General features: G+C 36.2%; 21 protein-coding genes. 13 read left to right on the top strand and 8 right to left on the bottom strand.

Annotated features, from left to right (window positions below; all coding sequences use genetic code 11):
- Positions 1-7: 7 nt before the first annotated feature.
- From DEU39_RS09575 to DEU39_RS09600, 6 genes are all read left to right on the top strand, one after another.
- Positions 8-6,739, top strand: a complete 6,732-nt coding sequence (locus DEU39_RS09575) for an RHS repeat-associated core domain-containing protein (RefSeq protein WP_120231766.1) — start codon at positions 8-10, stop codon at positions 6,737-6,739.
- 11 nt (positions 6,740-6,750) lie between these two features.
- Positions 6,751-7,281, top strand: coding sequence for a hypothetical protein (locus tag DEU39_RS09580; RefSeq protein WP_120231767.1), 531 nt, complete (start codon positions 6,751-6,753; stop codon positions 7,279-7,281).
- Positions 7,282-7,356: 75 nt separating this feature from the next.
- Positions 7,357-8,010 carry a hypothetical protein gene (locus DEU39_RS09585; protein WP_120231768.1) on the top strand — a complete coding sequence of 218 codons (654 nt, stop codon included), beginning with the start codon at positions 7,357-7,359 and terminating at the stop codon, positions 8,008-8,010.
- Positions 8,011-8,014: 4 nt separating this feature from the next.
- Positions 8,015-8,554, top strand: coding sequence for a hypothetical protein (locus tag DEU39_RS09590; RefSeq protein WP_120231769.1), 540 nt, complete (start codon positions 8,015-8,017; stop codon positions 8,552-8,554).
- Between the two features lie 197 nt (positions 8,555-8,751).
- Positions 8,752-8,931: a hypothetical protein gene (locus tag DEU39_RS09595; protein WP_228436724.1), complete on the top strand. Its 180-nt coding sequence runs from the start codon at positions 8,752-8,754 to the stop codon at positions 8,929-8,931.
- Between the two features lie 202 nt (positions 8,932-9,133).
- A complete protein-coding gene (locus DEU39_RS09600) occupies positions 9,134-9,550 on the top strand; it encodes a carboxymuconolactone decarboxylase family protein (protein WP_120231771.1) in 417 nt (138 codons plus the stop codon).
- Positions 9,551-9,604: 54 nt separating this feature from the next.
- Here DEU39_RS09600 and DEU39_RS09605 read toward each other — a convergent pair whose 3' ends face one another.
- Positions 9,605-12,037 carry a thiamine pyrophosphate-dependent enzyme gene (locus DEU39_RS09605; RefSeq protein WP_120231772.1) on the bottom strand — a complete coding sequence of 811 codons (2,433 nt, stop codon included), beginning with the start codon at positions 12,035-12,037 and terminating at the stop codon, positions 9,605-9,607.
- Positions 12,038-12,175: 138 nt separating this feature from the next.
- Between DEU39_RS09605 and DEU39_RS09610 the strand changes: the two genes are divergently transcribed.
- Positions 12,176-12,469: a hypothetical protein gene (locus DEU39_RS09610; RefSeq protein ID WP_034696473.1), complete on the top strand. Its 294-nt coding sequence runs from the start codon at positions 12,176-12,178 to the stop codon at positions 12,467-12,469.
- A 211-nt stretch (positions 12,470-12,680) separates the two neighbouring features.
- Here the strand turns inward: DEU39_RS09610 and DEU39_RS09615 are convergent, their stop codons facing one another.
- From DEU39_RS09615 to queA, 7 genes are all read right to left on the bottom strand, one after another.
- Complete coding sequence (locus tag DEU39_RS09615) at positions 12,681-13,475, bottom strand: hypothetical protein (protein ID WP_120231773.1); 795 nt, start codon at positions 13,473-13,475, stop codon at positions 12,681-12,683.
- Positions 13,476-13,720: 245 nt separating this feature from the next.
- Complete coding sequence (locus DEU39_RS09620; protein ID WP_120231774.1) at positions 13,721-14,698, bottom strand: polyprenyl synthetase family protein; 978 nt, start codon at positions 14,696-14,698, stop codon at positions 13,721-13,723.
- 71 nt (positions 14,699-14,769) lie between these two features.
- The gene (locus DEU39_RS09625) at positions 14,770-15,678 is read right to left on the bottom strand and encodes a hypothetical protein (RefSeq protein WP_120231775.1); all 909 of its coding nucleotides are present in this window, start codon (positions 15,676-15,678) and stop codon (positions 14,770-14,772) included.
- Positions 15,679-15,893: 215 nt separating this feature from the next.
- On the bottom strand, positions 15,894-16,844 hold the full coding sequence (locus tag DEU39_RS09630; RefSeq protein ID WP_062672048.1) for a sterol desaturase family protein: 951 nt from the start codon (positions 16,842-16,844) through the stop codon (positions 15,894-15,896).
- 74 nt (positions 16,845-16,918) lie between these two features.
- The gene (rlmN, locus tag DEU39_RS09635) at positions 16,919-17,953 is read right to left on the bottom strand and encodes a 23S rRNA (adenine(2503)-C(2))-methyltransferase RlmN (RefSeq protein ID WP_120231776.1); all 1,035 of its coding nucleotides are present in this window, start codon (positions 17,951-17,953) and stop codon (positions 16,919-16,921) included.
- Between the two features lie 32 nt (positions 17,954-17,985).
- Complete coding sequence (locus tag DEU39_RS09640) at positions 17,986-18,333, bottom strand: four helix bundle protein (protein ID WP_120231777.1); 348 nt, start codon at positions 18,331-18,333, stop codon at positions 17,986-17,988.
- A gap of 42 nt (positions 18,334-18,375) precedes the next feature.
- A complete protein-coding gene (gene queA, locus DEU39_RS09645; RefSeq protein WP_034696367.1) occupies positions 18,376-19,425 on the bottom strand; it encodes a tRNA preQ1(34) S-adenosylmethionine ribosyltransferase-isomerase QueA in 1,050 nt (349 codons plus the stop codon).
- Between the two features lie 154 nt (positions 19,426-19,579).
- Here queA and DEU39_RS09650 point away from each other — a divergent pair, with 154 nt between their 5' ends.
- From DEU39_RS09650 to DEU39_RS09675, 6 genes are all read left to right on the top strand, one after another.
- On the top strand, positions 19,580-20,293 hold the full coding sequence (locus DEU39_RS09650; RefSeq protein ID WP_228436726.1) for a hypothetical protein: 714 nt from the start codon (positions 19,580-19,582) through the stop codon (positions 20,291-20,293).
- A 36-nt stretch (positions 20,294-20,329) separates the two neighbouring features.
- The gene (locus DEU39_RS09655; protein ID WP_062672057.1) at positions 20,330-21,022 is read left to right on the top strand and encodes an AIM24 family protein; all 693 of its coding nucleotides are present in this window, start codon (positions 20,330-20,332) and stop codon (positions 21,020-21,022) included.
- Between the two features lie 57 nt (positions 21,023-21,079).
- Entirely contained in the window at positions 21,080-22,615 is a 1,536-nt protein-coding gene (locus tag DEU39_RS09660; protein WP_120231779.1) for a peptidase M61, read from the top strand.
- A 222-nt stretch (positions 22,616-22,837) separates the two neighbouring features.
- Positions 22,838-24,235, top strand: a complete 1,398-nt coding sequence (locus tag DEU39_RS09665) for a Gfo/Idh/MocA family protein (protein ID WP_120231780.1) — start codon at positions 22,838-22,840, stop codon at positions 24,233-24,235.
- The gene (locus DEU39_RS09670) at positions 24,225-25,139 is read left to right on the top strand and encodes an NDP-sugar synthase (protein WP_120231781.1); all 915 of its coding nucleotides are present in this window, start codon (positions 24,225-24,227) and stop codon (positions 25,137-25,139) included. Before DEU39_RS09665 ends, DEU39_RS09670 begins: the two co-directional genes overlap by 11 nt.
- Positions 25,130-26,185, top strand: a complete 1,056-nt coding sequence (locus DEU39_RS09675) for a phosphotransferase enzyme family protein (RefSeq protein WP_120231782.1) — start codon at positions 25,130-25,132, stop codon at positions 26,183-26,185. The genes DEU39_RS09670 and DEU39_RS09675 overlap by 10 nt, the downstream gene beginning before the upstream one ends.
- Positions 26,186-26,284: the final 99 nt, after the last annotated feature.

The raw sequence follows: 26,284 nt of genomic DNA on the forward strand, positions 1-26,284 counted from the left end.
TTTCACAATGAGATCAAAAATATATTCCCTATTTTCATTATTTATCCTCTTAGCCCTATTTCCTTCTCAGCAGACTAAGGAGATTCCATTACAATACAGTACTTCGGGTTATGCGGAAAGCCATCTTTCTTCCAAGAAAATAATCCCATCTGATATTTTGGTTCCCTCTGTGAAAGCAGAAATGAATGTGAATGAGTCCGGAGCTCTTACTTATACGCTTCCAATAGAAGTTATAAAGGGAATGAATAATTTTCAACCTAATATCTCTCTTACTTATAATAGCTTGGCAGGAAACGGACAGGCGGGTTGGGGATGGAATATAATAGGACTCTCTATGATTTCACGTGGTGGTAAAAGTAAGGAAATAGATGGTATTACTATAGGAAGCCAGTTTGATAATACAGACCCTTATTATTTAGATGGCCAAAGACTGATCAAAATTAATGAAACTACTTTTAGCACAGAAAGGTTTTCCAAACTTAAGGTTAGCAAGCCTGCATTAGGAGAATATCAGTTTATCATCCAGTATCCCGATGGAAAAGTTGCCAAATATAAAGAATTGATAAACGGACAGTTTTATATTTCCTCTTTCACAGATTCATTTAATAATGAAATACATTATTCTTACCAGACTGAAAATAATGTTCCGGTCATTACAAAAATTTCGTACGGAGGAACAAGTTCTGCCAATGATAAATTTTATATCAACTTCACATATAAAGCTAGACAAAAAAATATTAAGATCTTTAGAAAAGGTATATCCTATATCACATCAAAGGTCTTATCAGAAGTAATTACAGGATCTACATATACCCCTCTATACAGAAAATATATATTTACTCATGACTTTATTGAGGATAACACTGTAGAGCGTTTAAGAACAGTTATTGTCACAAATGAAAATGGAGAAAGTCTAAAACCGCTCAATTTTAATTATAATATATCTTCCCAGGGAACAGTAAAAATAACCAGTGGAAGTCCACAATCTACATTAGGAAGCAATACTACAGGGCTGGGAAGTGTAACAGTTGGAAATTTTCTGTCTAGTGATAATGATAAAATGCAACCTGTATTCCAGGAAAGGCTTACTAGTGGCTATAATATAAAAGTAGGTGCAGGAGAGAACTCTACTCATGTTTCTGGTATTTCTGTTAATAATTCAGGTACTTTGTTATTTTCTGGTAAAGTATTGGATCTGAACAATAGAATAATGGAAAAAGATCAGCTCATAGTCGTTAATGAGATACCTGTGGGAACTGCAGACGAAATTAACCCCAACAACCCCTCAAACCAGCAGCTGAAAGATGAAGTTAATTTTGAAATCAAAAATCTGATTACCGGTGAACAAAGAAAAGTAATTGTTCCAGTAAAAGGAGGAATGGTAGAAGTTCAGACCTACATTCCACCAGACCCATATGATAATTACCGTGATGGAACCTATGAAACATCCTATACACGTGATGAAACCAGAAGAGAATATGTACAAGGAGATTTTAATAATGATGGTCTGGTAGATTTCTTAATTATAGAACCTAAAAATTTGACCAGGGGAAACCGTCTCTATTGGGTAGAAGTTGGAAAGCAAAACTCAGGAATGTCGGTTCAAGCAACTCCTGTTATTCTTAATGAAACCTTATTTCTTCATGGTAAAGACATCTATCCTATAGAATTTGACGGAGATGGTATTCCTGAATTACTCATCGTAGATAAGTATAACGCAAAGTATTCAGTTTATAAAATAAATTTCAGCAACAATACTTTGAGTACTTTAGTATCAAATGCTGTTCTTTCCAATTTTGGAAGTAAAACACCTCTCTTTCTAGGAGATTTTAATGGGGACGGCTTAACTGATTTTATTACTCCGCAAACCGTGTACGAAATTCCTGAGGATGATAACTCTGGATTAAAGCTTGCAGATACTTATTATCGAATGCAGACTGAAACACTTCTTTGGTGGAAATACACAGGAAACGGGGTTTCATTGGAAAAAAAACAGGAAGATTATACCCTACAAAAAATTGCCTACCTGAAGCCTTCTCAGAATAATTATATTAAAAGAACCACTTTCTGGCAAAAGTTCTGGAATGGGAAGCCAGATGAATATGCATATACGAGATATTCTACGCATAATATTATTATTACTGACTTCAATAATGACGGTCGATCAGACATTATCACCTTTAACAAAATTGGAAAGGCTAAATACAATGCCAATGGTTCACTGGCTGGTATTCCAATAGACAATGTGGGTAGTAATTTAACCAGAATGACTGCCCCTGTTGTATATGAGTCATTTAATTCTGTAATTGCTAACCGGATTAATTTTTATGAAAATAAAAATCTGAATGGAGGTACATTTCAGCAGTTATCGACTCTTTCCTTAGAGAACAATAAAATATCTCCCCTTTCTCTTATTCTTTCTACTAAAAATTTTGATTACCTCAACACATCCCAATCTGGAGTTTATATTTATGATCCTTTGATAGGCTTTTCCAGTAATATTGTTATTGATAACAGCAATTTCCTTGAAAAGCAAATTCAGGAGGTAAATAATGGTACAGATGTCTTACAAAAAGTGGAATACAGAAACATGATTCCTAAGGATAAGTATTTCTCTCAGGATCACAGTGAGGTCACTTACCTTTATAGACCACAGGGTGCTCAAATATACCCCTATTATGTTCACAAGGAGAATCCAGCACTTTACCTTGTAGGAAAGATTCATACACTCTTTGATAACAAAATCTTAACGAAGGAATACCGATATGAAAACGGTATACAGCATCTGGAGGGGAAAGGCTTTATGGGATTCCAGAAAACCTATTCCAGCGATGCATACGAATCTGAAATAAAAGATGGGAAATACATCAATAAAAATCCTGTAAATGCTGTTTTCTGGAATATCACAACCAGATTTCCGGAAATGGATAATGCTGTGATGAGTTCCACTTATGGGGGAATTACTAAGTTTTTTACTGAGAATATAAGTCAAAATAAAAAATTTGATATAGGGAATCACCAGTACCTGATCCTAGCCACAGATGAAATTTCAATAGACTATTTGAAAAATGTTACCATTAGAAAAAAATATGTTTATGATGAAGCAGATGATCTGAAACTTAAGACAGCCTACACAGATTTCAGCGGAGCCGGATCTTCCATATCCAATTATATTTATAAACCTGAATTTTCAAATGGAGAACATTATTTCTATAGCAAAATAGCATCTGTAGAAAATATAGTTTCTAAAGACGGACTGTCCTTTACCACCAGGGATGAATCTGACTATTTTCCTGATGGAAGTGTTTCGCAGGTAAGAAAATATGGTAACCAATCTGGAGCAGCACCTGTTGTTACAGCATATACTTACGATAACATCGGGAACCTGAAAACCCAGACTTTATCTGCTGACGGGGTAACATCACAAACCACTACGTATGAATATGAAACCACGGGCAGGTATGTAAATAAAACTATTACTCCAGATGGGCTGTACTCCACTGCTGTAATTGATGCGCTGGGACGTACATCCTCTGAAGTATCTCCCTTGGGGCTTACCACATCTTATGCATACGATTCATGGGGAAATATTAAAGAAATAACTGATTTCCTTGGGAAGAAAACAACAATATCCAAATCTGCAGCCGATGCTTCCACAGGAGGTGTATATAATCTTCATAAGAAAAGAGAAGGGGGAACAGAGACTGTTGTTACTTTCGATAAATTTGACAGGGAGGTCCAGTCTAAAACACAGTCTATTAATGGAAAATGGACTGCTGTAAAAACCCAATATGATATTTTAGGCAGAAAAATCAAATTTTCAGAACCATTCTACGAAGGGGAGCCTGTAAGGTGGAACTTGATAGAATATGACGAGCTGAGTCGCCCTGCAAAGAATACCGATTACAAAGGATACGAAATAATGACCTGCTATGAAGGGTTGAAAGTAACCGTAGATGATCTGCTCACTAAGAAGACCTCCAAAACCCTTGATGCTATGGGACATACCATAAGACAGCAGGATCAGGGTGGTGTTATCAACTATTATTATTATCCTAACGGAGCCATTAAGGAAACAAATTATGAAGGAATAAAAACAACCTTTGAAATTGATGGCTGGGGCAATAAAACGAAAATGACAGATCCCTCTGCCGGAACTTTCACCTATGAATATGATGCTTTAAGTAGACTTACCAAAGAAACTACCCCCAAAGGATATACTTTGTACAGCTATGATGATCTGGGAAGACCTCTTACGGAAAAGACCTATGGGAATACTCCTGCTGAAAATACAACGATAGAGAAAACCTATACTTATAACGGGCAGACCAAGCTTCCTGAAACCATTACAGGACTAAGCAACGGAAAAACATTTACCTACACTACTTATTATGATCAATACTTCAGGATAAAGGGTAAGAAAGAGCAGACTCCAGACTTTACTTATACATCATCCACTACCTTTGATGCATTGGGAAGAGCCGATATTGTAAGTATGTCTACTACCATAGTAAACCCCAACTATACTTCAAGCTCTGCTGTTAAAAATGTATATGATACCAATGGAATTCTGATCCAGCAGAATGACAATGCCACAGGGGCTATGATATGGCATTTGTCTGACGTGAATGCGAGAGGGCAGATAAAACAGACTGAATATGGAAATGGCTATACCCTGATAAACCAATACTATGATCTTGATTATTCTTTGTTTAATATCAGGCATCAGAATACCAACAATGGTAATTTAGCCATGGACATAGATTATTTCCATAATTCAGACAGGGGAATTTTGATCTTAAGGAAAAATAATATTTTTGGAAAGAAAGAGGATTTCACCTATGACCAGCTCAACAGGCTGCTGACAGAAGCTGTAAATGGTGTTATAACCAACCAGTACACCTATGATAAGAGAGGAAGAATAACCTCCAATACAGAGCTTGGTAAATACAATTATAACGAAACAGATTACAGGCTTCAGGGAATTGACTTCAATACCAACGGGCAGAATGTAAATACACAGAGAGGTTTTGCTACCATAAAATATAATGCTTTTAAAAGCCCGCTCCAGATTACTCTGGCAGGTAAAGAAGATCTGAGTTTTGACTACAACATTCTCAAAACAAGGTATTCTATGAAGTCCTCTGTTACAGGGCGGCAAAAGTTCTATTCATCTGATTTTGCGGTAGAGATTACCAAGGAAGCTAATGGAAAGACTCAGCTTATTACCTACATTACCGGAGATCCATACACCGCCAACTATATCAAAAAAGAAGTACTGAATGGAGGAACACTGGCTGAGAATGCGAACTATTACCTGCACCGTGATAATATAGGAAGTATTGTCGCCATCTCTAAAACGGATGGTTCAGTAGTAGAAAAACGTTTCTTTGATGCATGGGGTAATCTGAAAGGCATTGTAAATGCGGCAGGGCAGATGATTACTGATCATACAGCCATTAGCAATTATACATTATTCCTGGATAGAGGGTATACAGGGCATGAACATCTCTGGAAAACCGGACTTATCAATATGAATGCCCGCCTGTATGATCCTGTCCTGAGGAGATTCCTAAGCCCGGATAATCTGGTGCAAGACCCTTTCAATACCCAGAGTTATAACCGGTTCGGATATGTATATAATAATCCTTTGTTGTATGTGGATATAGATGGTAATGAGTTTATATCGCTTACTGCAGCTGTAATTATTGGGGTGGCAGTGGCTATCACGACCAAAGCCATCATGAACATGATAAGCGGTATCCCGGTATGGTACGGTATGGGGAAAGCAGCGGTAATGGGAGCGGTGTCTGGAGCTATAAGTTTTGGGATAGGAGCAGCAGCTACCTCACTGTTTGGTCAGGTTCTTACTGTAGGAAAAGCAATCTTTGAGGCAGGAGCCCATGCCCTTACAAGCGGTGCTATGTCTGCTATTGATGGTGGAAAATTTGAAGCAGGAGCATTGAGCGGTGCAATTTCTTCCTTCATGGCCAGTGGAATACAAAGTTTAGGTATAAATTTTGGTGCAAGTACCGATACCAGAACTGTTTATAATATCTTTGGAAGAGATTATATGAAGGCAACAATGCTTGCCCTGGGAGGTTTATCCGGCGGAATCTCCTCTACCATTGCAGGAGGAAACTTCTGGGATGGTTTCAGACAGGGAATTATTACTAGTGGATTGAATCACTTGGGGCATTTAGCAGGTACAGCCATAGAGTACAAAAACAGACTGGCAGGGTTTTTAGTAAAAAATGGAATTATGCCTTATGACCCTGCTACAACAGAAAGTTTGAAGAAAATAATAGCATTATTTACAACAGATGGACAATGGGTAAAAGTTGCAGATGAAAAAACATTGGCAGACTGGTCAGAAGGATATCTACCATATAAAATTAATAATGATAAATTATTGGAGCTGTTAATAAATAGTCCAAATTCACAAGCTAGAGTCTCTTGGGCAATAACTAACCCTATTAATGGAAAAATTATACTTGCACCAAAACTATTAGATACTATAGAAGAAAATTTTAAGGCTGCATCAGTAATTATTCATGAGCAGGATCATTACTGTAATTTCCAAATGGGGCTTTTGCAAGGAAATAGCTATATTGCACAAGAAATGAATGAATTATCTGCATATAATGCTGCTGCCCAATGGACTGGTTTTATGGAAAAGCAAGGATATGTACATGCACAGAATGTTTCCTTATTTTTCTTTAATTTGTTGCATCATTAACTGATAGAATTATGAAAAAAATGTTGTTTTTACCGTTTTCTTTATTATTTATCTTTTGCTCTAATCAAATGAAAATAAATAAAGGTAAAGATATTGATATTATTCTAAAAGAAGGAAAATATAATATAAGTGATAATAGTAAAAAAAAGTATGTAATTATAAACAATACGAATTATTATTATATAATAGACCCCAATGGATTTTATGGGACGTCTTATACTTTGGAGAATAATAGAAAAATTATTCCAATTAATTATTTTACCAGAGGCTATTACAGTCGTTTTGATAATAACGATTGTAAAAGAGATTTACTGATTATTGGTCCTAAAGAGTCAAAAGAAGTTGCGCTAAGTTTAAATAGTAAAGATAATAGCATATATGATTATAATAAAGAAAAAAGCTATATATTATTTGTAAAATCTTTTCATAATAGATATAATGCTACTATCTTAGGTTGTGATAATTATGTAAGCGACTTAGAAGCTAAAGGATATAAAGTATTAGAAGATAGTATTGTTGCAAAAATACCTTTAGTTCCTTAGATTGTATTTTTTTAAAATATAGCTGATAGTAGCTTATTATACTTTAATGAGCTTTATGAAGTCACTATGTTTGTAATGAAAAGCTTATCCGGCGGTATCTCCTCTACCATTGCAGGAGAAAACTTCTGGGATGGTTTCAGACAGGGCGTCATTACCAGTGGATTGAACCACTTGGGGCATTTAGGAGGCAATACAGTTATTAAAAAAGTTTTACAGAATAGATTGGAAAAAACATTAGGAGATAGCGGAGTTAATAATGATTGTACAACAAAACAAGCTTTGGAAATTCTACAAATAGTTTTCAAAGATATGTGGAGCTTAGGCTCTGGGTGGGCAAAATTCGCTGATGAAGCAGGAGCTATCGCAGAATGGGAGAGTAATGACAGTCAAAAAATTTCAGTAAATAACAATGGAAATTTAGTTGCTGGTGCCGGAAATCCGGCTTGGGGCATTACTAACAGTAAAGGGCAAATGATATATGCAATATCTTTACATACTGGACCTATTAATAGATTTGCAGAAGTATTTTTACATGAATTAGTACATTCAATTGACTATGTTACTGGTTTTTATAAAACTTTTTGGAGATTACCAAATATTACCGCTTTAATGGAATATAGAGCGTATAAATATGTATATGATTGGACAGGTATAAAAGATCCAAACCAAGATAATTTTAAGGTTGAAATGGGATATACCCCTAAATTTTTATTAAACTATTCATTTTAAAAATATGAAGTTGCTAATTTTATTACTGTTTAGTTTTGTGCAATTTAATGCACAAATAAAATTAAATACTAAACAAGAAGTTGATATCTTATTCCAAGGTAAAGAATTTTCGTTAGATAAAATTTTTGATGGTACAGATCCCTATATGTTTAAAATTGTAAATAATACAAATAATACTTACATTATTGATCCTTATGGTTTTAAAAATGACAATTTCGTAATGACTTGTGATGAAAATATTGTTACTGCAGATAAAGCAATTTTAAAGGGATTTTATAAGAGATTTGATGATAAAGATTGTTTCAATGATTTAATAATTTTAAAACCAAAAGAAGAAAAATATGCCATACTAAGTATTATTAATCTTAAGGGATGGTATAATCTCGATAAAGAAAAAAAGTACATATTAAGACTAAACTCTACACATAATAATTATACAGTGGTTCTTTTAGGTTGCCAAAGTTATATAAGAGAATTGGTAGAAAAAAAAGGATATAAAGTTTTAGAAGATAGTATTATAGCAAAAATACCTTTAGTTCCATAAATTATATCTCCTTAATATGATTGATTGTAGGTTTACAACAATTTGACAAAGACTTTATGAAAGCCAACGTACTTGCTATGAGAGGCTTATCCGATGTTATATCCTCTACCATTGCAGGACGAAACTTCTGAGACGGTTTCAGGCAGGACATCACTACCAGTGGATTGAACCACTTGGAGTATTTAGGCGCTGTTAAAGTGGCAGAATTAAGAAACCAAATAAAAGAAAGAAGTACTGAAAAATATAGTAAATCTTATCCAGATCTGCCTGTTACAGAAGGAACTTTAATATACTTAGCTGATATATTTCCTGAATTATATAAAGAAACTGCGCAAGATTTTAGTATTGCTGGTGTCACAAATATAAAAACCCTTTGAGAAAGAAGATTATAGATTATTTAACAATGGACAGATTTGGGAAAATGGGACAGAATTAATCAATGGAATAACAGACTTATTTGATAGTGGTAAAGTTTAATAATTAATTTAAGAAGCTTTCCAAAAGGTAAGTATATCACCAAAATGTAAGTATATAGTTTCAAAACTATTTCTGATGCAAATTTGCACAAAAATATTCATTATGAATTACAAAGAAATTGCAAAAGAAACGATTGGAAATCTGTACAGAGCCCATAACAGCATTAGAAAATCCGGTATTGATGAAAAACTGATTGCCTTAGTGGAGCTTCGGGTATCTCAGATCAATGGATGTGCCTATTGCTGTAGTTATCATGCTAAAGAACTTTTTGATTTTGGCGTTGAGCAGGATCTCATCAACAGACTTCCGGGCTGGAAACACACCAATGTCTTTAATGACCAACAAAAGCTTGTTTTAGAATGGGCAGAAGCTCTCAATTATGGTAAAGATGACTGGCTGGAAATTAAAACAAAACTTGCAAAGCAATTCACAGAACGGGAGATTGTGGAGCTTACGGCAAGTATAACGCTGATGAATACTTTGAATACACTAAGAATTGCTTTGGCGGAAGAAGATTAGCAAACAAAAACCGCTCCCCAAAGGAAGCGGTTTTAAATTTATCTAAAATCCCGATTAGAATATCGCTGGATATTTCTGAGGATTTGTTTCATTAAACATTGCGTAGATTTTTTCTACCATATCGTCTGCAGACGGCTTACTGAAATAATCACCATCACTTGCATATGCTGGTCTGTGATCATTGGCAGAGATCGTCAACGGATCTGAATCCAGATATCTGAATGCCTTTTGCTTTTCAAGAATCTGTTGCAGGATAAATCCTGTAGTTCCCCCTTGTACATCTTCGTCAATCACGACTAATCTGTTGGTTTTCTTAACACTTTCAGCAATTTCGTGAGATAAATCGAAAGGTATTAACGACTGGATATCAATTACTTCAGCAGAAATTCCTAATTTTTCCAATTCATTAGCGGCTTCCGTTACAATCCTCCATGTAGATCCATAAGTGACCAAAGTAACATCTTTTCCTTCTTTTGTTACTTCAATTTTCCCTACAGGAACAGTGAATTCGCCTAAGTTATCCGGTTGTTTTTCTTTTAATCTGTATCCGTTAAGACATTCTACGATGATCGCAGGTTCGTCAGCCTGAAGCATTGTGTTGTAGAATCCTGCTGCTTTCGTAAGGTTTCTAGGAACCAATACCAAAATACCTTTTGAAAGGTTCAGAATACCAGCCATTGGAGAACCTGAATGCCAGATTCCTTCTAATCTGTGACCTCTTGTTCTGATAATCAACGGAGCTTTCTGACCTCCTTTTGTTCTGTAATGCACGGTTGCCAGGTCATCACTCATTCCCTGTAAACAGTAAAGAACATAGTCTAAGTATTGGATTTCAGCGATTGGTCTTAAACCTCTCATCGCCATCCCAATTCCCTGTCCAAGAATTGTTGCTTCACGGATTCCTGTATCAGCGATACGTAAAGCGCCATATTTTTCCTGCATTCCTTCCAATCCCTGGTTGACGTCACCAATGTTTCCGGTATCTTCTCCAAAGATTAAAGTTTCAGGATATTTTTCAAAAATTTTGTCAAAATTGTTTCTGATCACCACTCTTCCGTCTACATCCTCAGAGCTGTCAGAATATACAGGCTTGATTTCCTGTACGTTTTCAGCCTTCCATTCAGACTGAGAATATAAGTGAGAAGAATAGTTGTCTTTTTCAACAGCAGATACTTCATTGTATTTCTGCATCAGCTGATTTCTTTCCGCAGAATTTGTTCCTCTTGTCGCCAGTAAAGTCTGTCTTACCAAATGGAAAATATCTTTCTTAGCTTTTGAAACTAATTTGTTGAAATGAGCAATATAAGTTTCCACTTCAGCATTTTGTCCTTTAAGATTTTCTACTAAAGGTAAAATAGACTGAATAAGTTCTGAAATAGCTTTCTGATAGTTTTCCCAAGCTACTTTTTGTCCTGTTTTTGCTGCTTTTTTCGCTTCTTCATCTATCGCCTCCAATTCTTCAGCAGTAGCAATTACTTCTTCTTTTCCATCAATTTCGATAGAATAGTTCAGAATCCACTCTTTGAATTTTGCCAGTCCATCATACTCTGCTTCCCAAGCCAGACGTTCTTCGTTTTTATATCTTTCATGAGATCCTGATGTAGAGTGTCCCTGAGGCTGAGTAACGTCTACCACGTGCACTACCACCGGTACACTTTCTGTTCTTGCAAAATGTTCTGCCTTAGCATAGGCATCTAATAATGCAGGATAATCCCAAGCTCTTACCTGGATAATCTCACATCCCTGGTTTTCTCCTTCTTTTCTCTGGAAACCACTTAGCATTTCACTGATATCAGCTTTTGCTCTCTGATTTTTCGTAGGAACTGAAATTCCATATCCGTCATCCCAGATAGAAACGATCATAGGAACCTGAAGAGCACATGCTGCATTCAGAGTTTCCCAGAAGTGTCCTTCTGCTGTAGAAGCATCCCCAATAGTTCCAAAAGCAATTTCGTTACCTTCTCTTGAGAATTTTTCTGAACCATCAAATTTTACGCTTTTATAGATCGTTGAAGCCTGAGCCAATCCCAATAATCTTGGCATTTGTCCGGCTGTAGGAGAAATATCGGAAGAAATATTTTTCTGAGCTGTCAAATCTTTCCAGCTTCCGTCTTCATTTAAACTTCTTGTTGCGAAATGCCCGTTCATTTGTCTTCCTGCTGAAGCAGGCTCTCTTTCCACACTGGTATCTGCATACATCTGTGCAAAGAAACTTTCTACTGTTAAGGCATCTATTGCCAATGCAAAAGTCTGATCCCTGTAATATCCTGAACGGAAGTCTCCATTTCTGAAAACTTTCGCCATTGCAAGCTGAGGAAGTTCTTTTCCATCCCCAAAAATTCCAAATTTAGCTTTTCCAGTGAGTACTTCTCTCCTTCCGAGATAAGACATTTCACGAGAGATCCTTCCTAACCTGTAGTCTCCAAGTATCTGATTTTTAAAATCTTGAAAGGATATTTGCTGTGTTTCAATATAGGTTGTTTGCATAGCTAAGTAAAAAAGTTTTTTAATCTTCAAGTATTTTGCTAATATACACTTTTTAAATTAATTTTAATTTTTAATAATCTTTTTTAAAAATTTGATAATAAAAAAAATTGTGCTTTATTTTGAAAAAAATTGTAAAAGATGGAAAAAAAATCACCCCATATCTTGAATGCATCCAGCAATCTTTTAGGATTTTCATTAATCATTATTACGTCACTGAAAATCTCTAAGATCAGTCAGAATACGTATTTGGACGAATTTGCGGGATTTGCCTGTATTCTTTTTGCCTGTAGCTGTTTCTTTTCATTTCTGGCGATCAGAACTCGTAATAGAAAGCGGGAATCTACGTTTGAGAACATTGCGGATTATTTATTTTTAATCGCTTTATTTTGTATAGTTCTAGCCGTTATTATTGTAACTCTGAAAATTATTTAATTTAAAAATTTCGCTCAATACCGTAATTTAGAGTAATACATAAGGGGCAATCATATAAAAATTTGAGAATTCAATAAAAAGCTCTTTCTCATTTTTTACACTGAATCCATATCAGATTCTGAATATAAAAGAGAAAGTGTTCTGTATACATTTCCAGTTTCCTGAAAACATATACAAAACACTTTAGTTTTAATTATAATAAAAGATAAATTTATATCTTCTGAACAGTTACATTGGTGACATTACCGCTTCCAGTAGATCCTGTTTCTGTTGAAATGATCGTAGCATTTTGATTCGGAGCTGCTGTAAAACGAATCTGGTATCCAGCTGTGGGAGCTACCACTACAGTCGTATAATTCATCAGCTCACCTACAGTTCCTGAAGCAGCAACTGCATTATAATGGCTTCCTCTTCCCAGGTAATTAGCATCCGGTACAGGTCTGATACCAATAAGCAACTGAGTATCTGCAGGCATATTGGTAAAACTTGCCTGTAACGTTACCAGATAATTTCCAGGCTGGTTAAAAGTCATCACTCCTGTTCCGGTATTATAGGAATAGAAAGGAGAAGTTGCTATTGGTGCAGCGAATAATAAAGTCGTGATCGTAGAAGAACTGATGTTCTGATTCGCTGCTAAACGCGCATGAAATAGTGAATAAGCAGTAAAGTCTATAGTCTTCAGTACTCCGGTAGCATCAGCTACAACCACCCTGTCAGTTCCTCCGACCCCGATATTTGAATTAATATTACGAATACGGGCATTTCCGGACGCCACATCTAATTTTTCAGTGGGTGAAATTGTGCCAATCCCTACTTTTGCACCTGAAGTTACACTGAAATCATTATCCTGTTGAGCCACAGAAGGAATTCCTGTTGCAGGATTGTCTTTAGAGCCGTCAATATGAAAAGTTGTTTGGGGATTTTGAGTACCTATTCCCACTTGTGCGTACGTGATAAAGCTTGAGCTGATAGCACACGCTATCATCATTGTCTGAATTTTTTTCATTATTTGTTGTTTTTTCTTACGACAAATTAACAAAAATTATATGGAACATCAATGAATTGTTAACAAGCACTTTATGTGAATTATGCAAAATGCTAGTTTACAGCAATTTAATATCATAAAAACACACAGATAATCACAACTTATTGAATTATTGAAAGATAGCTCTATTTATTTCAATAAAATTTACGTACCATACGGGAAGAAAATTAATGAATAAAAAAATCAGAACGGATAAAATATTAATGTCAGAATTTTCGCTCAATAACATAATCAAGCATAATATGCAACGATTTCCTTGCTTCAGAATCCGGAAATTCATTCAGGATATCTTTTGCTTTCTGCTGAAATTCTTTCATCACTTTAATGGCATAATCCAATCCACCTGAACTTTTAACAAATTCTATAAGCTCCTTTACACGTTTGGGATTGTTATTATATCGTTTTATGGTATCGAAATAATACTTTCTATCTTTTTCAGACGCTATTTTCAAGGTATGAATCAAAGGCAGGGTCATTTTCTGTTCTTTAATATCAATTCCTACAGGTTTACCGATCACGTTTGAACTTAAATAATCGAAAAGATCATCTTTGATCTGAAATGCCATTCCGGTATAAGTGCCAAAATCCATCATCTTTTTGGCTAAAACTTCATCCGCATTATTGGAAAGAACTCCTATTTCACAGCATGCAGCAATCAGAGTAGCTGTTTTCTGCCGGATAATTTCATAATAAACCTCTTCCGTAATATCCAGTTTTCTTGCTTTTTCAAGCTGCAGAAGTTCTCCTTCAGACATTTCACGGATGGTTCTGGAAATAACCCCAAGCAGATCATAATCTTTGTGATCTGTAGATAGTAAAACTGATTTTGATAAAAGGTAATCCCCCACCAAAACCGCAATTTTATTTTTCCACAATGCATTGATTGAAAAGAAATTACGACGTTTAAAGCTTTCATCCACCACATCATCATGTACCAGAGTAGCGGTGTGAATCAGTTCGATCATAGAAGCACCGCGGTACGTTTTTTCCGTCACCTCACCCACCAGTTTGGCACAAAGAAAGACAAACATAGGACGCATCTGCTTTCCTTTGGTGGTAACAATAAAACGGGTTACTTTATCCAATAAAGCTACTTTACTCTGCATTGACTCATAAAACTTCTGTTCAAAAAGTTTCATTTCATCATTGATCGGTCGTTTAATCTCTTCTACAATGTTTGCCACAATCTGCGATGCTGGGTGAATAATTATTAATTCTCACAAAGATAATTTTTTTCGCTCAATTTAAAGACAAATTAATCTTTGAGTTGTTCTTTCGGGATAAAATAAAATGAAGGTTTTGTAGTTCCCAACGGAGATCTGAACTTTTCCCCTGAAATATAAATTCCCGTTTCATCTGCACTTATTCCCTCAATCTGTGCTAATGAAAGCGCAGTCCCGAGGTAATAGTGCTTTGGTTTTTCTTTAAAAAATATTCCGGGTTCTGTTTCTGTAAAAATATCTAAAAAGACTTCTGTTTTCTTGGTATATCCTATCAAATAAAGCTTTTTATCAAAATAAGAGGCATCTGTAACTACAAAACCTGTTTTATAGGTTTCTATTTTTTCTGCTTTTTGCAGTTCTGAGAGTTCAGGATCTACAATATAGTGCGAGGTTGCTTTTGAAGCCCATTCTTTGGTAAATAGGTGCAATTTTCCATTCAGATAAATCATAGCTTCTGCATCGAAATCGTTCTTTGTGTTTTTAGCAATAAATTCGGTCTGTTCAGGATAATAAAACAAAATTTTCGTTCCATCTAAGGCCCTTTCCGAACCTGGAATTTTAATGGCATTAGACTCATCGAGACGTTCGTATGGAACTTTGTAAATCGTCAGATCCTTTCTTGTTCCGGTATTGTTTCCGAAATCCCCGATATAAAAATTTTCTCCGTCATTGGCTAACGCTTCCCAATCTGTATTGATTAAATTGGTTTTCAGTATCCTGATAATTTCCCCACTTTTTTTATCCAATTCAAAAAGTTCGGCAGGATTTCCACTGTCATTGAATGTATACAATCTTCCGTTTAAAATATTCAGTCCTGAAGTTTCCTGAATTTTATCATCCAGGTAGTTTATTCTGTATTTTTTTATTTTCAGAAAATCAGTCCGCTGGGAAAATGCAGATTGGCCAACGAAAAGAGTAACAATCAGAAGGAGTTTTTTCATAAGACAAAAATAAGGTTTTATTGTGAGTTAGAGAGTTGGAGGGTTTGAGCTAAAAGCGTTTACAAGTGATGCGGGATGCGGGTTTGAGGGGAGAGTGTGGATTCCTGCGGAATATAAATACTGTATAGCCTTCGAAAATGCCAATTCTAAAAATAGAAAAACGGACTAAAATAGCCCGTTTTTCACTTAGATTTCTATTGATTTTAAATCAAAAGTTAAGCAGTTTTCTGCTCTTTCTGATTTTGCTGTTGTTCTTTCTTTTGTGCCTGTCTTGCAAAATACTCTTTCTGGTACTGCCTTACGGTTTTTCCTGTTCCGTCATGTCTCCATCCCGGAGAATTAAAGATATAATTGATTCTATCTGTAAATTTTAGTCCTGGCTGCTTAAGATCTTTCCAGATTTTTCTCCATTCATAAAATAATACCGTATCCGGTCTGTTATCCGGCATTTTTGGATAGATTCCATATTTCACGGGTACATTCGGATCTTCTTTTTGGAAGGTTCCAAATATTTTATCCCAGATAATGAGACACATTCCCATATTTTTATCCAGGTATTTTACGTTACAAGCATGGTGTACACGGTGATGAGAAGGCGTTACCAGAATATATTCAAGAAATCCCATACTCTTCACAGTCTGCGTATGCACCCATGTCCCATACACTTGTCCGATGGCGTATGCCACCATGATGTGCCAGGGATTGAATCCTAAAAATGCAAGCGGTGAAAAATACAAATATCTGTAAAGCGGCTGTAATACAGGGCTTCTGAATCCTGTTGTCAGATTAAAATATTCTGAACTGTGATGCGTAATATGTACTGCCCAGAATGCTCTGGAACGGTGGTCCACATAATGCAGCACATAATAGGCAAAGTCTGTGATGATAAAACATGCCAGCAAGTACCATACGCTAAGGTCCCAAGAGAAAAGCCTGTGATGGTAAAAGAAGAACATTACGCCCATGGCAAATGCCTTCATGATAAGGTCAAGACCAAAGTTCATCAATGCAAGATAAACATTGGTGGCAAGATCTTTTCCACTATATAACTTAGCTTCTGAAACGTGGCTGTAAATCATTTCAGCTAAAATAACAGTGGCATGCAATGGGATTGCCCATGCATACACATTTTCCAGCCCGTCCTCGCTCATAAGAAAATCCATCATCACAAAATAATTTGTGCAAAGGTAGGGTTTTAAGCTATTTTTTAAGAAAGTTTTAGGCTTTTTTTAAGGAAATTTTAATCTGTTGTTTTGTTGGCTAACTGTCCGCAAGCGGCATCAATATCACCTCCACGGCTTCTTCTGACCATTACAGTAATCCCTGCATTTTCAAGCTGACGGATATAATTTTCTTCTGCCTGTTTGTTGCACTGGTCATATTTTCCGTCCCCGATCGGATTGTATTGAATCAGGTTTACTTTTGAAGGAACCTGTTTGCAGTATTTGATTAAAGCTTTAATGTCCTCATCTCCGTCATTGATTCCTTTCCATACGCAGTATTCAAATGTAATAACAGAACCGGTCTTCTGATACCAGTACTGAAGAGCCTCCATAATATCCGTCAATGGGAACTTATCAGAGAAAGGCATAATTTCATTACGCTTGGATTCGATAGCAGAGTGAAGGGATAAAGCCAGCTTCACACGCAGTTCGTCATCTGCAAGCATTTTGATCATCTTAGGAATACCGGATGTAGAAACGGTAATTCTTCTTGGGGACATTCCCAAACCTTCCGGCTGGGTAATTTTTTTGATGGCTTCCACTACGTTTTTGTAATTCATCATCGGCTCTCCCATTCCCATAAATACGATATTGGAAAGCGGTCTGTCGAAATACATTCTACTCTGGCTGTCAATCAGAGCTACCTGATCTACAATTTCAGCAACTTCAAGGTTTCTCATCCTTTTCAGCCTTGCCGTAGCACAGAATTCGCAGTTTAATGAGCATCCTACCTGTGAAGAGACACAGGCTGTAGTTCTTGTTTCTGTAGGAATAAGAACAGATTCCACCATCAGCCCGTCGTGAAGTTTCACTCCGTTTTTGATGGTTCCGTCAGAACTTTTCTGAAGAAGGTCTACGGAAACAGGATTAATGGTATATTCTTCCGAAATTCTCTCACGAAGTGATTTTGAAAGATTCGTCATTTCGTCAATCGAATGGAGGTTTTTACTCCATAGCCAGTCATAGACCTGTTTCGCACGAAACGGCTTTTCTCCTAAAGACACAAAGTAGTCTTTAAGCTGGTCTAGTGATAATGTACGGATATCTTTCATAATATTAAAGAGCCAAGTTAAAAGTAAAAGGTTTAAAGTTTAGTATTGTTAACTATTGCAGCCAAAATGTTTTTCAATTCGTTACTTTCATTCAATAAAGCTTTAAATTCCTCAGAATCATAACCATCTAATTCTTCTAAAACTCTAAGCCAAAAATGACTTTCTCGGGCTTCTCTCAAAGCAATTTTTACTTTATTTTTAAAATCTGCCTTAGAAGATCCTGTCTGGGATTCTTCATAATTAGCGCCTATTGAAGTAGCTGATTTTCCGAGCTGAAATCGTATTAATTTACTTTCAGAATCATTGGGAAGCGTTCTTAAAAACTTAAGACAATCAACTCCAAATGTAAAAGTTCTTATAAGTAAATCATTTTGTCTCATCTCTACTTCTATTACCTTTAACTTGGCTCTTTTTACTTTTTTTTATAGAATTAACATTGCGTCACCATAAGAATAGAATTTATACTTTTCTTTTACGGCTTCTTCATAAGCGTGCATTACGAAATCTCTTCCGGCAAATGCAGCAATCATCATGATCAGAGTAGACTTCGGTGTGTGGAAGTTCGTGATCATTGAGTTCGCTACTCCAAAATCGTGAGGAGGATAAATGAATTTGTTTGTCCATCCGTTGAAAGCAGATATTTTTTTGTTTGAAGAAACAGAAGTTTCCAGTGCTCTCATGGTAGTAGTTCCTACAGCACAAACTCTTCTGTGAGATTCAACTGCTTTATTAATGATGGCAGCGTTTTTCTCATCGATGATAATCTCTTCAGATTCCATTTTGTGCTTGGAAAGATCTTCTACCTCAATCGGGTTGAATGTTCCCAATCCTACGTGAAGGGTAACTTCAGCAAAATTGATTCCTTTGATCTCCAATCTCTTCATCAAATGCTTGGAGAAGTGAAGACCTGCTGTAGGGGCAGCTACTGCTCCTTCTACTTTTGCATAGATTGTCTGATATCTTTCTGCATCTTCCGGCTCTACTGCTCTTTTGATATATTTTGGAAGTGGAGTTTCTCCCAATTCTTTTAATTTCGTTCTGAATTCGTCGTAAGAACCGTCGAATAAGAATCTTAATGTTCTTCCTCTTGAAGTTGTGTTATCAATAACCTCAGCTACCAAAGACTCATCTTCTGTGAAGAATAATTTGTTACCAATTCTGATTTTTCTTGCAGGATCTACCAAAACGTCCCAAACTCTGGTTTCTTTATCAAGCTCTCTTAATAAGAAAACCTCAATTTTAGCACCTGTTTTTTCTTTATTTCCGTAAAGACGTGCAGGGAAAACTTTTGTATTGTTGAAGATGAACAAATCTTCTTCATCAAAATAATCCACAACATCCTTGAATAATTTGTGCTCGATAGTCTGTGTTTTTCTATCAAGTACCATTAATCTCGCTTCGTCTCTGTGCTCTGATGGGTGTTCTGCTAATAATTCCGCAGGAAGATCAAAATTAAAATCTGATGTTTTCATTTTTTAAATTACGGTTTAAAAATTACTGAAATTACAAGGTGTAATTTTCGGAGTGCAAATATACGACATTGAACACCCCTTTGTCAAGTATTATTTACAATCAAATATAAAACCGTGATTTTACGGGGATTTCCAAGGCATAAAAAGAGTATTTTTGGAAAAATTAAAATTCAACATGGAATCTGTAAGTAAAATATACTTCATTGATAATCCGTATCCTAATGGCCACAAAATTGAAACCTTTAGCTGGAGCGGGCGGATTGATGAATATGGATTTATCTGGTTTGATTTTCATTTAAAAACTGAAAATTATTACGCCAATGACGATGAAAACAGGGAAGAAGACGACAAAGATCTGTCCGACTGGGACTCCAAAATCGTATGGAGAAACTATCATGCCTGTACACTCTCGTCCAACTATTGGGGTGAACAGAGAGGAATCAGAATTAATAACCTTGATGAAAAATTAGATTTCGATGCTGTTGTTCAAAATGATCTTTTCAGTAATGATCTTCCGTCTGAACAACATTCTGATGATGATGATCTTGCTTTCAACATCTACCTGCTGGGACATGATAGCTGTGCAGGACATCAGATCCGGTTTTCAAAAAAAGAGAATAACCGGTATGATATTACATGGACGGGCAAAATAGCACTGACCTACGCAGGCGATTATGAGTTTTCACATGATTTCAAAGCAGAAATTTTCAATACTGAATTTGAAGGTTTTCATTATCCTAAAACATGGTCATTAGAAAAAGCAACTGAAATGTTCAAAACCAGACTTGCCAATTTTGAAGCGTATGAATTTGTAGATCTGAATCCTAAAAGTAACAAAAGGGAGTATAAACTCGACAAACTAAAGTAATAACACTATAAAAACAGCCAATTAAAAAATATCATTATGAGTAAATATTCAATTGAAGCATTTATCAACGAAACGAAAGAAAATCCGCAGCAAAGAGATTATTTTGAACTGGAAACGAAACATCTTCTGGAAATCAACCTTAACAATCAGGCAGTATGGACGAAAAGAGGAAGCATGGTAAGCTATGTGGGAAATATCAATTTTGAAAGACAGGGAATGCTGTCCGGAGGAATTGGAAATCTTTTAAAGAAAGCTATCAGCGGTGAAGGAGCCAGGCTGATGAAAGCAGAAGGAACCGGAAAACTATATGTTGCAGATTCCGGGAAGAAAGTCCGTATTCTGTATCTGAATAATGAATCTGTTTGTGTAAACGGAAATGATATCCTTGCCCACGAACAAAGCGTCAAAAGTGATATCACCATGCTGAAAAGTATTGCAGGAATGATGTCCGGAGGACTTTTTCAGGCAAAACTTTCAGGAACTGGACATATTGCCATTACAACTCACGGAGATCCTCTTACATTGTTGGTTACTCCAGATACTCCTGTGTTTACAGATCCGAATGCTACTGTGGCATGGTCCGGAAACCTAAGCCCGGAACTGAAAACGAATGTTTCTTTCAAAAGTCTTATCGGCAGAGGAAGCGGCGAAGAGTTTCAGATGAAATTTTCAGGACATGGATGGGTACTGATTCAGCCTTATGAGGAGGTATACTATATGGAAAAATAAGACCAACAAAACTTAGAAGTGATTTAGAATTTTCGTAATAATTAAGATTTGCAGCCCATGAATACCCTTATAAAGCTATTTTTTGTGGTCATCATACTACCTAGCCTGATGATTGCCCAGACTTCAAAGAAAAATTACGAATATTCTATAGATCTTCTTCATATGTCCAATGATGAAGTCCGGGTATCTCTTTCGCCTCCAAAGAATAATCTTAAACAGGGCAAATTTATCATTCCCAAACTGGTACCCGGGTTTTATCAGGCTATGAATTTCGGACAATATGTTTCTGATTTCACCGCCACCGATAAAAACGGTAAAAAAATAGTGACCGAACGTCTGGATAAAGACAGCTGGATGGTACATGATCTCAATCGTGTAAAGAAAATATCTTATCAGGTAGCTGACGGGTGGGACTCTCTGGAAAAAGAATCTAACGAAGCCAGATCTGCCGGCAGCATGTTTATAAAAGACAGTGTTTTTGTCATCAATTATAATTCTTTAGTGGGATATTTTGAAGAACTAAAAGATATTCCTTATAAGATTACCATTAAAAAGAATAAGGATTTCTACGCATCTTCTGCTTTAAATTATCAACAGAAAAATAAGAATACGGATATGGTTTGGGCAAAGGATTACCGTGAACTGGTAGATTCTCCCGTTTTATATTCCGTTCCTGATACCACCTGGCTGAAAATAGGTCATACCAAAGTACTTGTCTCATTCTACAATAAAAAGGAAAGACATTACTCCAAAACGATTGCTCACGAAATAGAAAATATTCTGAAAAATCAGCAGGCTTATCTTGGCGGAACATTACCTGTCAACAAATATGCTTTTCTGATTTATTATGAATCTTCCAATGAGAACGGATTTTTAGGGGACGGACTTGAACATTCCCACTCTACGGTCTGCCTGTACCGTTCCGGAAGTATGAAGTTTCTTCCAAATGCTCTGAACAGAGTGGCTTCCCATGAGTTTTTCCATGTTGTTACTCCACTCAACATTCATTCAGGGGAAATTCAGCATTATGATTTCCTGAATCCTGTTATGTCTAAACATTTGTGGCTATACGAAGGAATGACGGAGTATGCTACCGTTCATATGCCTATCAAACAAAAAATGATCAGTCTGGAAGATTTTGAAAAAAGCCTGGAAGAAAAGATTGAGGGTATGAAAGCATTTGACAACACTCTATCTTTAACGGAAATGAGTAAAAAATCTATGGAAAGACAGGATCAGTATATGAACTTTTATATGAAAGGAGCATTAATCGCATTGTGTCTGGATATAAGACTAAGAGAACTTTCTAACGGTAAAACAGGAACTCAGGATCTGATGCAGATGCTTATGAAAAAATATGGAGCGGGTAAATATTTTAATGATGATGAGCTTTTTAATGAGATTACCAAAATGACCTTTCCGGAAATCCGTACATTTTTCAGAGATTATGTAGAGGGTACTCAACCCATTCCTTTAAAAGAGTATCTGGAAAAAGCAGGATTCAACTATGATGAAGCTACCGGAAAGGTAACTCCTGTTTCCAACCCCGATTCAAAACAAATTGCATTAAGAAAAGCCTGGATCAATCAATAAATTTTTACGCATATAACAAAGTATGTAAAAAAAATATAAATGATCAAAATAGAGAAAAAAGCGAAAATTAATAATCCATACGTCAACAATTCCAAAATCATTCAACTTTAAAATCCAACAAGCTACAAATTCTCACCAACTACTTCTGTTTCTTCATTCTCCTATTATCTATCACTTTATCGGGATTTACAAAAGTTTTAATATATTTAAGAAAAAAAATAGATGAACAATAGTAACTCCCGCAGAAACTTTCTTAAGACCGCAGCTTTAGCAAGCTTTGGGGCATTGGTTTTACCCAATTCTTTATTTGCTTATTCCAATGATTTTAAAACGGATAAAAAAGTCCGCGTCGGTTTTATCGGCGTAGGCCTTCGTGGCCAGGAGCATGTAAAATTACTGGCAAAACGTAATGATGTAGAGATTGTTGCGTTTGCAGATCCGGAGAAAAGAATGCTTGCTGCTTCTCAAAAAATCTTAAAAGACAACAATAAACCGGCTGCTCAGGAGTTTTCCAACGGGGAATATGACTATCGAAATCTTTTAAAATTAAAAACTATAGACGCTGTTGTGATTGCTACTCCATGGGAATGGCATCTTACCCAGGGCGTAGAAGCTATGCGTGCTAAAAAAATTGTGGGCATGGAAGTTTCCGGGGCTATAAAGCTTCAGGACTGCTGGGAATTTGTAAAGGTATATGAGGAAACGAAAGTTCCTATCTTCATGATGGAAAACGTGTGTTACCGCAGAGATATTATGGCCATCCTGAATATGGTCCGTAAAGGAATGTTCGGAGAGCTGGTGCATGGAAGAGGTGGTTATCAGCATGATCTGAGAGGCGTTCTTTTCAATGATGGAGTTAATCCGTACAATTCCGGGGCTGAATTTGGAAAAAAAGGATTCAGTGAAGCAAAATGGAGAACCGAACATTATGTAAAGCGTAATGGAGAGCTTTATCCTACCCATGGATTAGGTCCGGTTGCGATGATGATGGATATCAATAGAGGAAATCGTTTAACGAGGCTTTCTTCATTCTCATCAAAATCTGTAGGCCTTCATAAATATATTGTTGAACATCCAAAAGGAGGAGAAAACCATCCTAGTGCCAAAGTAAAATTCAACCAGGGAGATATTGTAACCACACAGATTGCCTGTGCCAATGGAGAGACTATCCTTCTTACTCATGATACAAGTTTGCAGAGACCATATGATCTTGGCTTCAGAGTTCAAGGAACTGAGGGATTGTGGCAGGATTTCGGATGGGGAGATTTCAACCAGGGACATATCTATTTTGAAAAAACAATGAACCATACCCACCGTTGGGATAATACTGAAAAATGGATGAAAGAATATGATCATCCAATGTGGAAGAAGTTTGAAACTACCGCTGCAGGCGCCGGACATGGCGGGATGGATTTCTTTGTAATGAATACTTTTATTGAATGTATCAAACGAAATATAGAATTCCCGATGGATGTATATGATCTTGCCCTATGGTATTCTATAACCCCATTGAGTGAAGAGTCTATTGCCAAAGGTGGTCAGGTAGTTGATATCCCTGATTTTACCAATGGAAAATGGAAAACCCGTAAACCTGTATTTGGAATGACTGATGAGTTCTAAGAAGACATTACTCATATTAGCAGGCGGGTTAGGCAGTAGGTACAAAGGACTTAAACAAATAGACGGAATACTTGATAACGGTTCCCCGATTCTTGAGTATTCTATCTTTGATGCTTTGGAAGCCGGTTTCCAAAAAGTAGTTATTATTGTCAACAAACTGATTCCTGAAAGTTATATTGAAAGGCTCAACAGCATTTCAAAAGCTAAAAATTTTGAATTGCTTTGGGTATATCAGGAGATAGACACCATTCCTATTTCACTGGAAGGCTTTGATTATCCCGATCGTGAGAAGCCATGGGGAACTGCTCATGCTGTACTTTGTGCCAAATATTCAATACAGGAACCTTTTGTGATGATCAATGCAGATGATTTCTACGGAAAAGAAGCCTATCGACTGGCTGCTGATGAAATTAATCATCATTATATTTCAGATACACAATTAGGGATGATTGCTTATCCTGTGGGTACAACATTGAGTGGCAACGGTGCTGTAGCAAGAGGAATATGTACGTTGGATGCTGAAAATTATCTGATTAAAGTAGAGGAACAAACTTCTATTCAAAAGATCAATCATTCAATCATTTATGTTGAAAACGGAGAAAATATAAAATTAGATCCCGAAACATTGGTATCCATGAACTTTTTTATTTTCCATCCTCATATTTTTTGTTATCTGGAAGCCTATTTCTATGATTTCATAGAATCTGATCCACTGCCCAATCAGGAATTTTACATTCCTTCCGCAGTACAAAAAATGATGAACGAAAACAGAGTCAAAGTAAAAGTGAAAACATCTCCATCCCGATGGATGGGAGTTACCTATGCTGACGATAAAAAGGAAATTATAGATTTTCTGACTTCAGAGATTAAAAATAACAGATACCCGGAAGATTTATGGAGCTAAATGATATTATTGCTGCTTTTATAACTACGAATAATTACGAACTCACTTCTATTACTGATGGATTGATCAATACCACTTATCTTTTGGAGAATAAAGATCAGGGAAAAAAGTTTATTCTGCAGAAAATCAACAATCATGTTTTTAAACAGCCGGAAGTGGTCGTTAATAACCATTTAATGATCAATGAAGTGCTCAGGTCAAATAATTATCAATTTGAAATTATAGAACCTATTCCTTCTCTTACCGGTAAAATTCTGGTAAAAGATAAAAATGGTCAGCCATGGCGTATGTTAAGTTTTGTAGAAAACAGCACTACATTCCTTACTGCTCCCTCCTTACAGACGGCTTTTGATGCGGCTAAAACCTTCAGTTATTTTCTCAATACGGTAAATACTGAACAATTACCTGCCATTGAAGATTCTCTTCCCAATTTCCTCAATTTTGAGAAGAGGGTTGCAGATTATAAAGACTCTCTAAAAAATGCAGAGCCTTATTTTATAGAAAATGCTAAGACTGAAATAGAAATCACCAACCAGCTTTTGTCCTTACCTGACCGATGGATTGAAATGGAGAAAAACAACCAGATTCCTAAAAGGATTATTCATGCCGATGTAAAAATCAGTAATATTCTCTTTGATCAGAACCGTAATCCATTAGCTGTGATTGATCTTGATACCATGATGATTTCTACTATTTTGTATGATTTTGGAACCATGATTCAGTCTTACACCAATACAACACAGGAAGATGACGGGACAGCCCAAAACAATTTCAACCCTGAAATGTATAAGGTAGTAAAAGAGGGATTCTTATTTCATTTAAAGGAAAAGCTGACGCCTGAAGAATATGAGAATCTTGATTATGCAGCACAAGTCGCTATTTATATTCAGGAACTTCGCTTTTTAACAGATTACCTTAACGGAAGTACCTACTATTCTATCATGCATCCTGAACATAATCTGGACAGGACAAAAAACCAGCTGGAACTGTTGAAGGGATTGAGAGAATATCTGGAAGCTAATGGGTTTCAGAGTGGGAAAGTTTGAGGGTTAGTTTTGTAAGACCATAGATTTCTAAAAAATGACAAAGGGTGCATATAAATAAAGCGCTCTGTTTGTCATTTCTCAGAAATCTAGCTTTATCTT

The organism is Chryseobacterium sp. AG363 (assembly GCF_003610675.1).
GTDB classification, from domain to species: Bacteria; Bacteroidota; Bacteroidia; order Flavobacteriales; family Weeksellaceae; genus Chryseobacterium; species Chryseobacterium cucumeris.

Excerpts from the sequence above, each read along its gene's own strand:
- DEU39_RS09575 (WP_120231766.1), top strand. The coding sequence starts at position 8 with ATGAGATCAAAAATATATTCCCTATTTTCATTATTTATCCTCTTAGCC.
- DEU39_RS09580 (WP_120231767.1), top strand. The coding sequence starts at position 6,751 with ATGAAAAAAATGTTGTTTTTACCGTTTTCTTTATTATTTATCTTTTGC.
- DEU39_RS09585 (WP_120231768.1), top strand. The coding sequence starts at position 7,357 with ATGAAAAGCTTATCCGGCGGTATCTCCTCTACCATTGCAGGAGAAAAC.
- DEU39_RS09590 (WP_120231769.1), top strand. The coding sequence starts at position 8,015 with ATGAAGTTGCTAATTTTATTACTGTTTAGTTTTGTGCAATTTAATGCA.
- DEU39_RS09600 (WP_120231771.1), top strand. The coding sequence starts at position 9,134 with ATGAATTACAAAGAAATTGCAAAAGAAACGATTGGAAATCTGTACAGA.
- DEU39_RS09605 (WP_120231772.1), bottom strand. The coding sequence starts at position 12,037 with ATGCAAACAACCTATATTGAAACACAGCAAATATCCTTTCAAGATTTT.
- DEU39_RS09610 (WP_034696473.1), top strand. The coding sequence starts at position 12,176 with ATGGAAAAAAAATCACCCCATATCTTGAATGCATCCAGCAATCTTTTA.
- DEU39_RS09615 (WP_120231773.1), bottom strand. The coding sequence starts at position 13,475 with ATGAAAAAAATTCAGACAATGATGATAGCGTGTGCTATCAGCTCAAGC.
- DEU39_RS09625 (WP_120231775.1), bottom strand. The coding sequence starts at position 15,678 with ATGAAAAAACTCCTTCTGATTGTTACTCTTTTCGTTGGCCAATCTGCA.
- DEU39_RS09630 (WP_062672048.1), bottom strand. The coding sequence starts at position 16,844 with ATGATGGATTTTCTTATGAGCGAGGACGGGCTGGAAAATGTGTATGCA.
- rlmN (WP_120231776.1), bottom strand. The coding sequence starts at position 17,953 with ATGAAAGATATCCGTACATTATCACTAGACCAGCTTAAAGACTACTTT.
- DEU39_RS09640 (WP_120231777.1), bottom strand. The coding sequence starts at position 18,333 with ATGAGACAAAATGATTTACTTATAAGAACTTTTACATTTGGAGTTGAT.
- queA (WP_034696367.1), bottom strand. The coding sequence starts at position 19,425 with ATGAAAACATCAGATTTTAATTTTGATCTTCCTGCGGAATTATTAGCA.
- DEU39_RS09655 (WP_062672057.1), top strand. The coding sequence starts at position 20,330 with ATGAGTAAATATTCAATTGAAGCATTTATCAACGAAACGAAAGAAAAT.
- DEU39_RS09660 (WP_120231779.1), top strand. The coding sequence starts at position 21,080 with ATGAATACCCTTATAAAGCTATTTTTTGTGGTCATCATACTACCTAGC.
- DEU39_RS09665 (WP_120231780.1), top strand. The coding sequence starts at position 22,838 with ATGAACAATAGTAACTCCCGCAGAAACTTTCTTAAGACCGCAGCTTTA.
- DEU39_RS09670 (WP_120231781.1), top strand. The coding sequence starts at position 24,225 with ATGAGTTCTAAGAAGACATTACTCATATTAGCAGGCGGGTTAGGCAGT.
- DEU39_RS09675 (WP_120231782.1), top strand. The coding sequence starts at position 25,130 with ATGGAGCTAAATGATATTATTGCTGCTTTTATAACTACGAATAATTAC.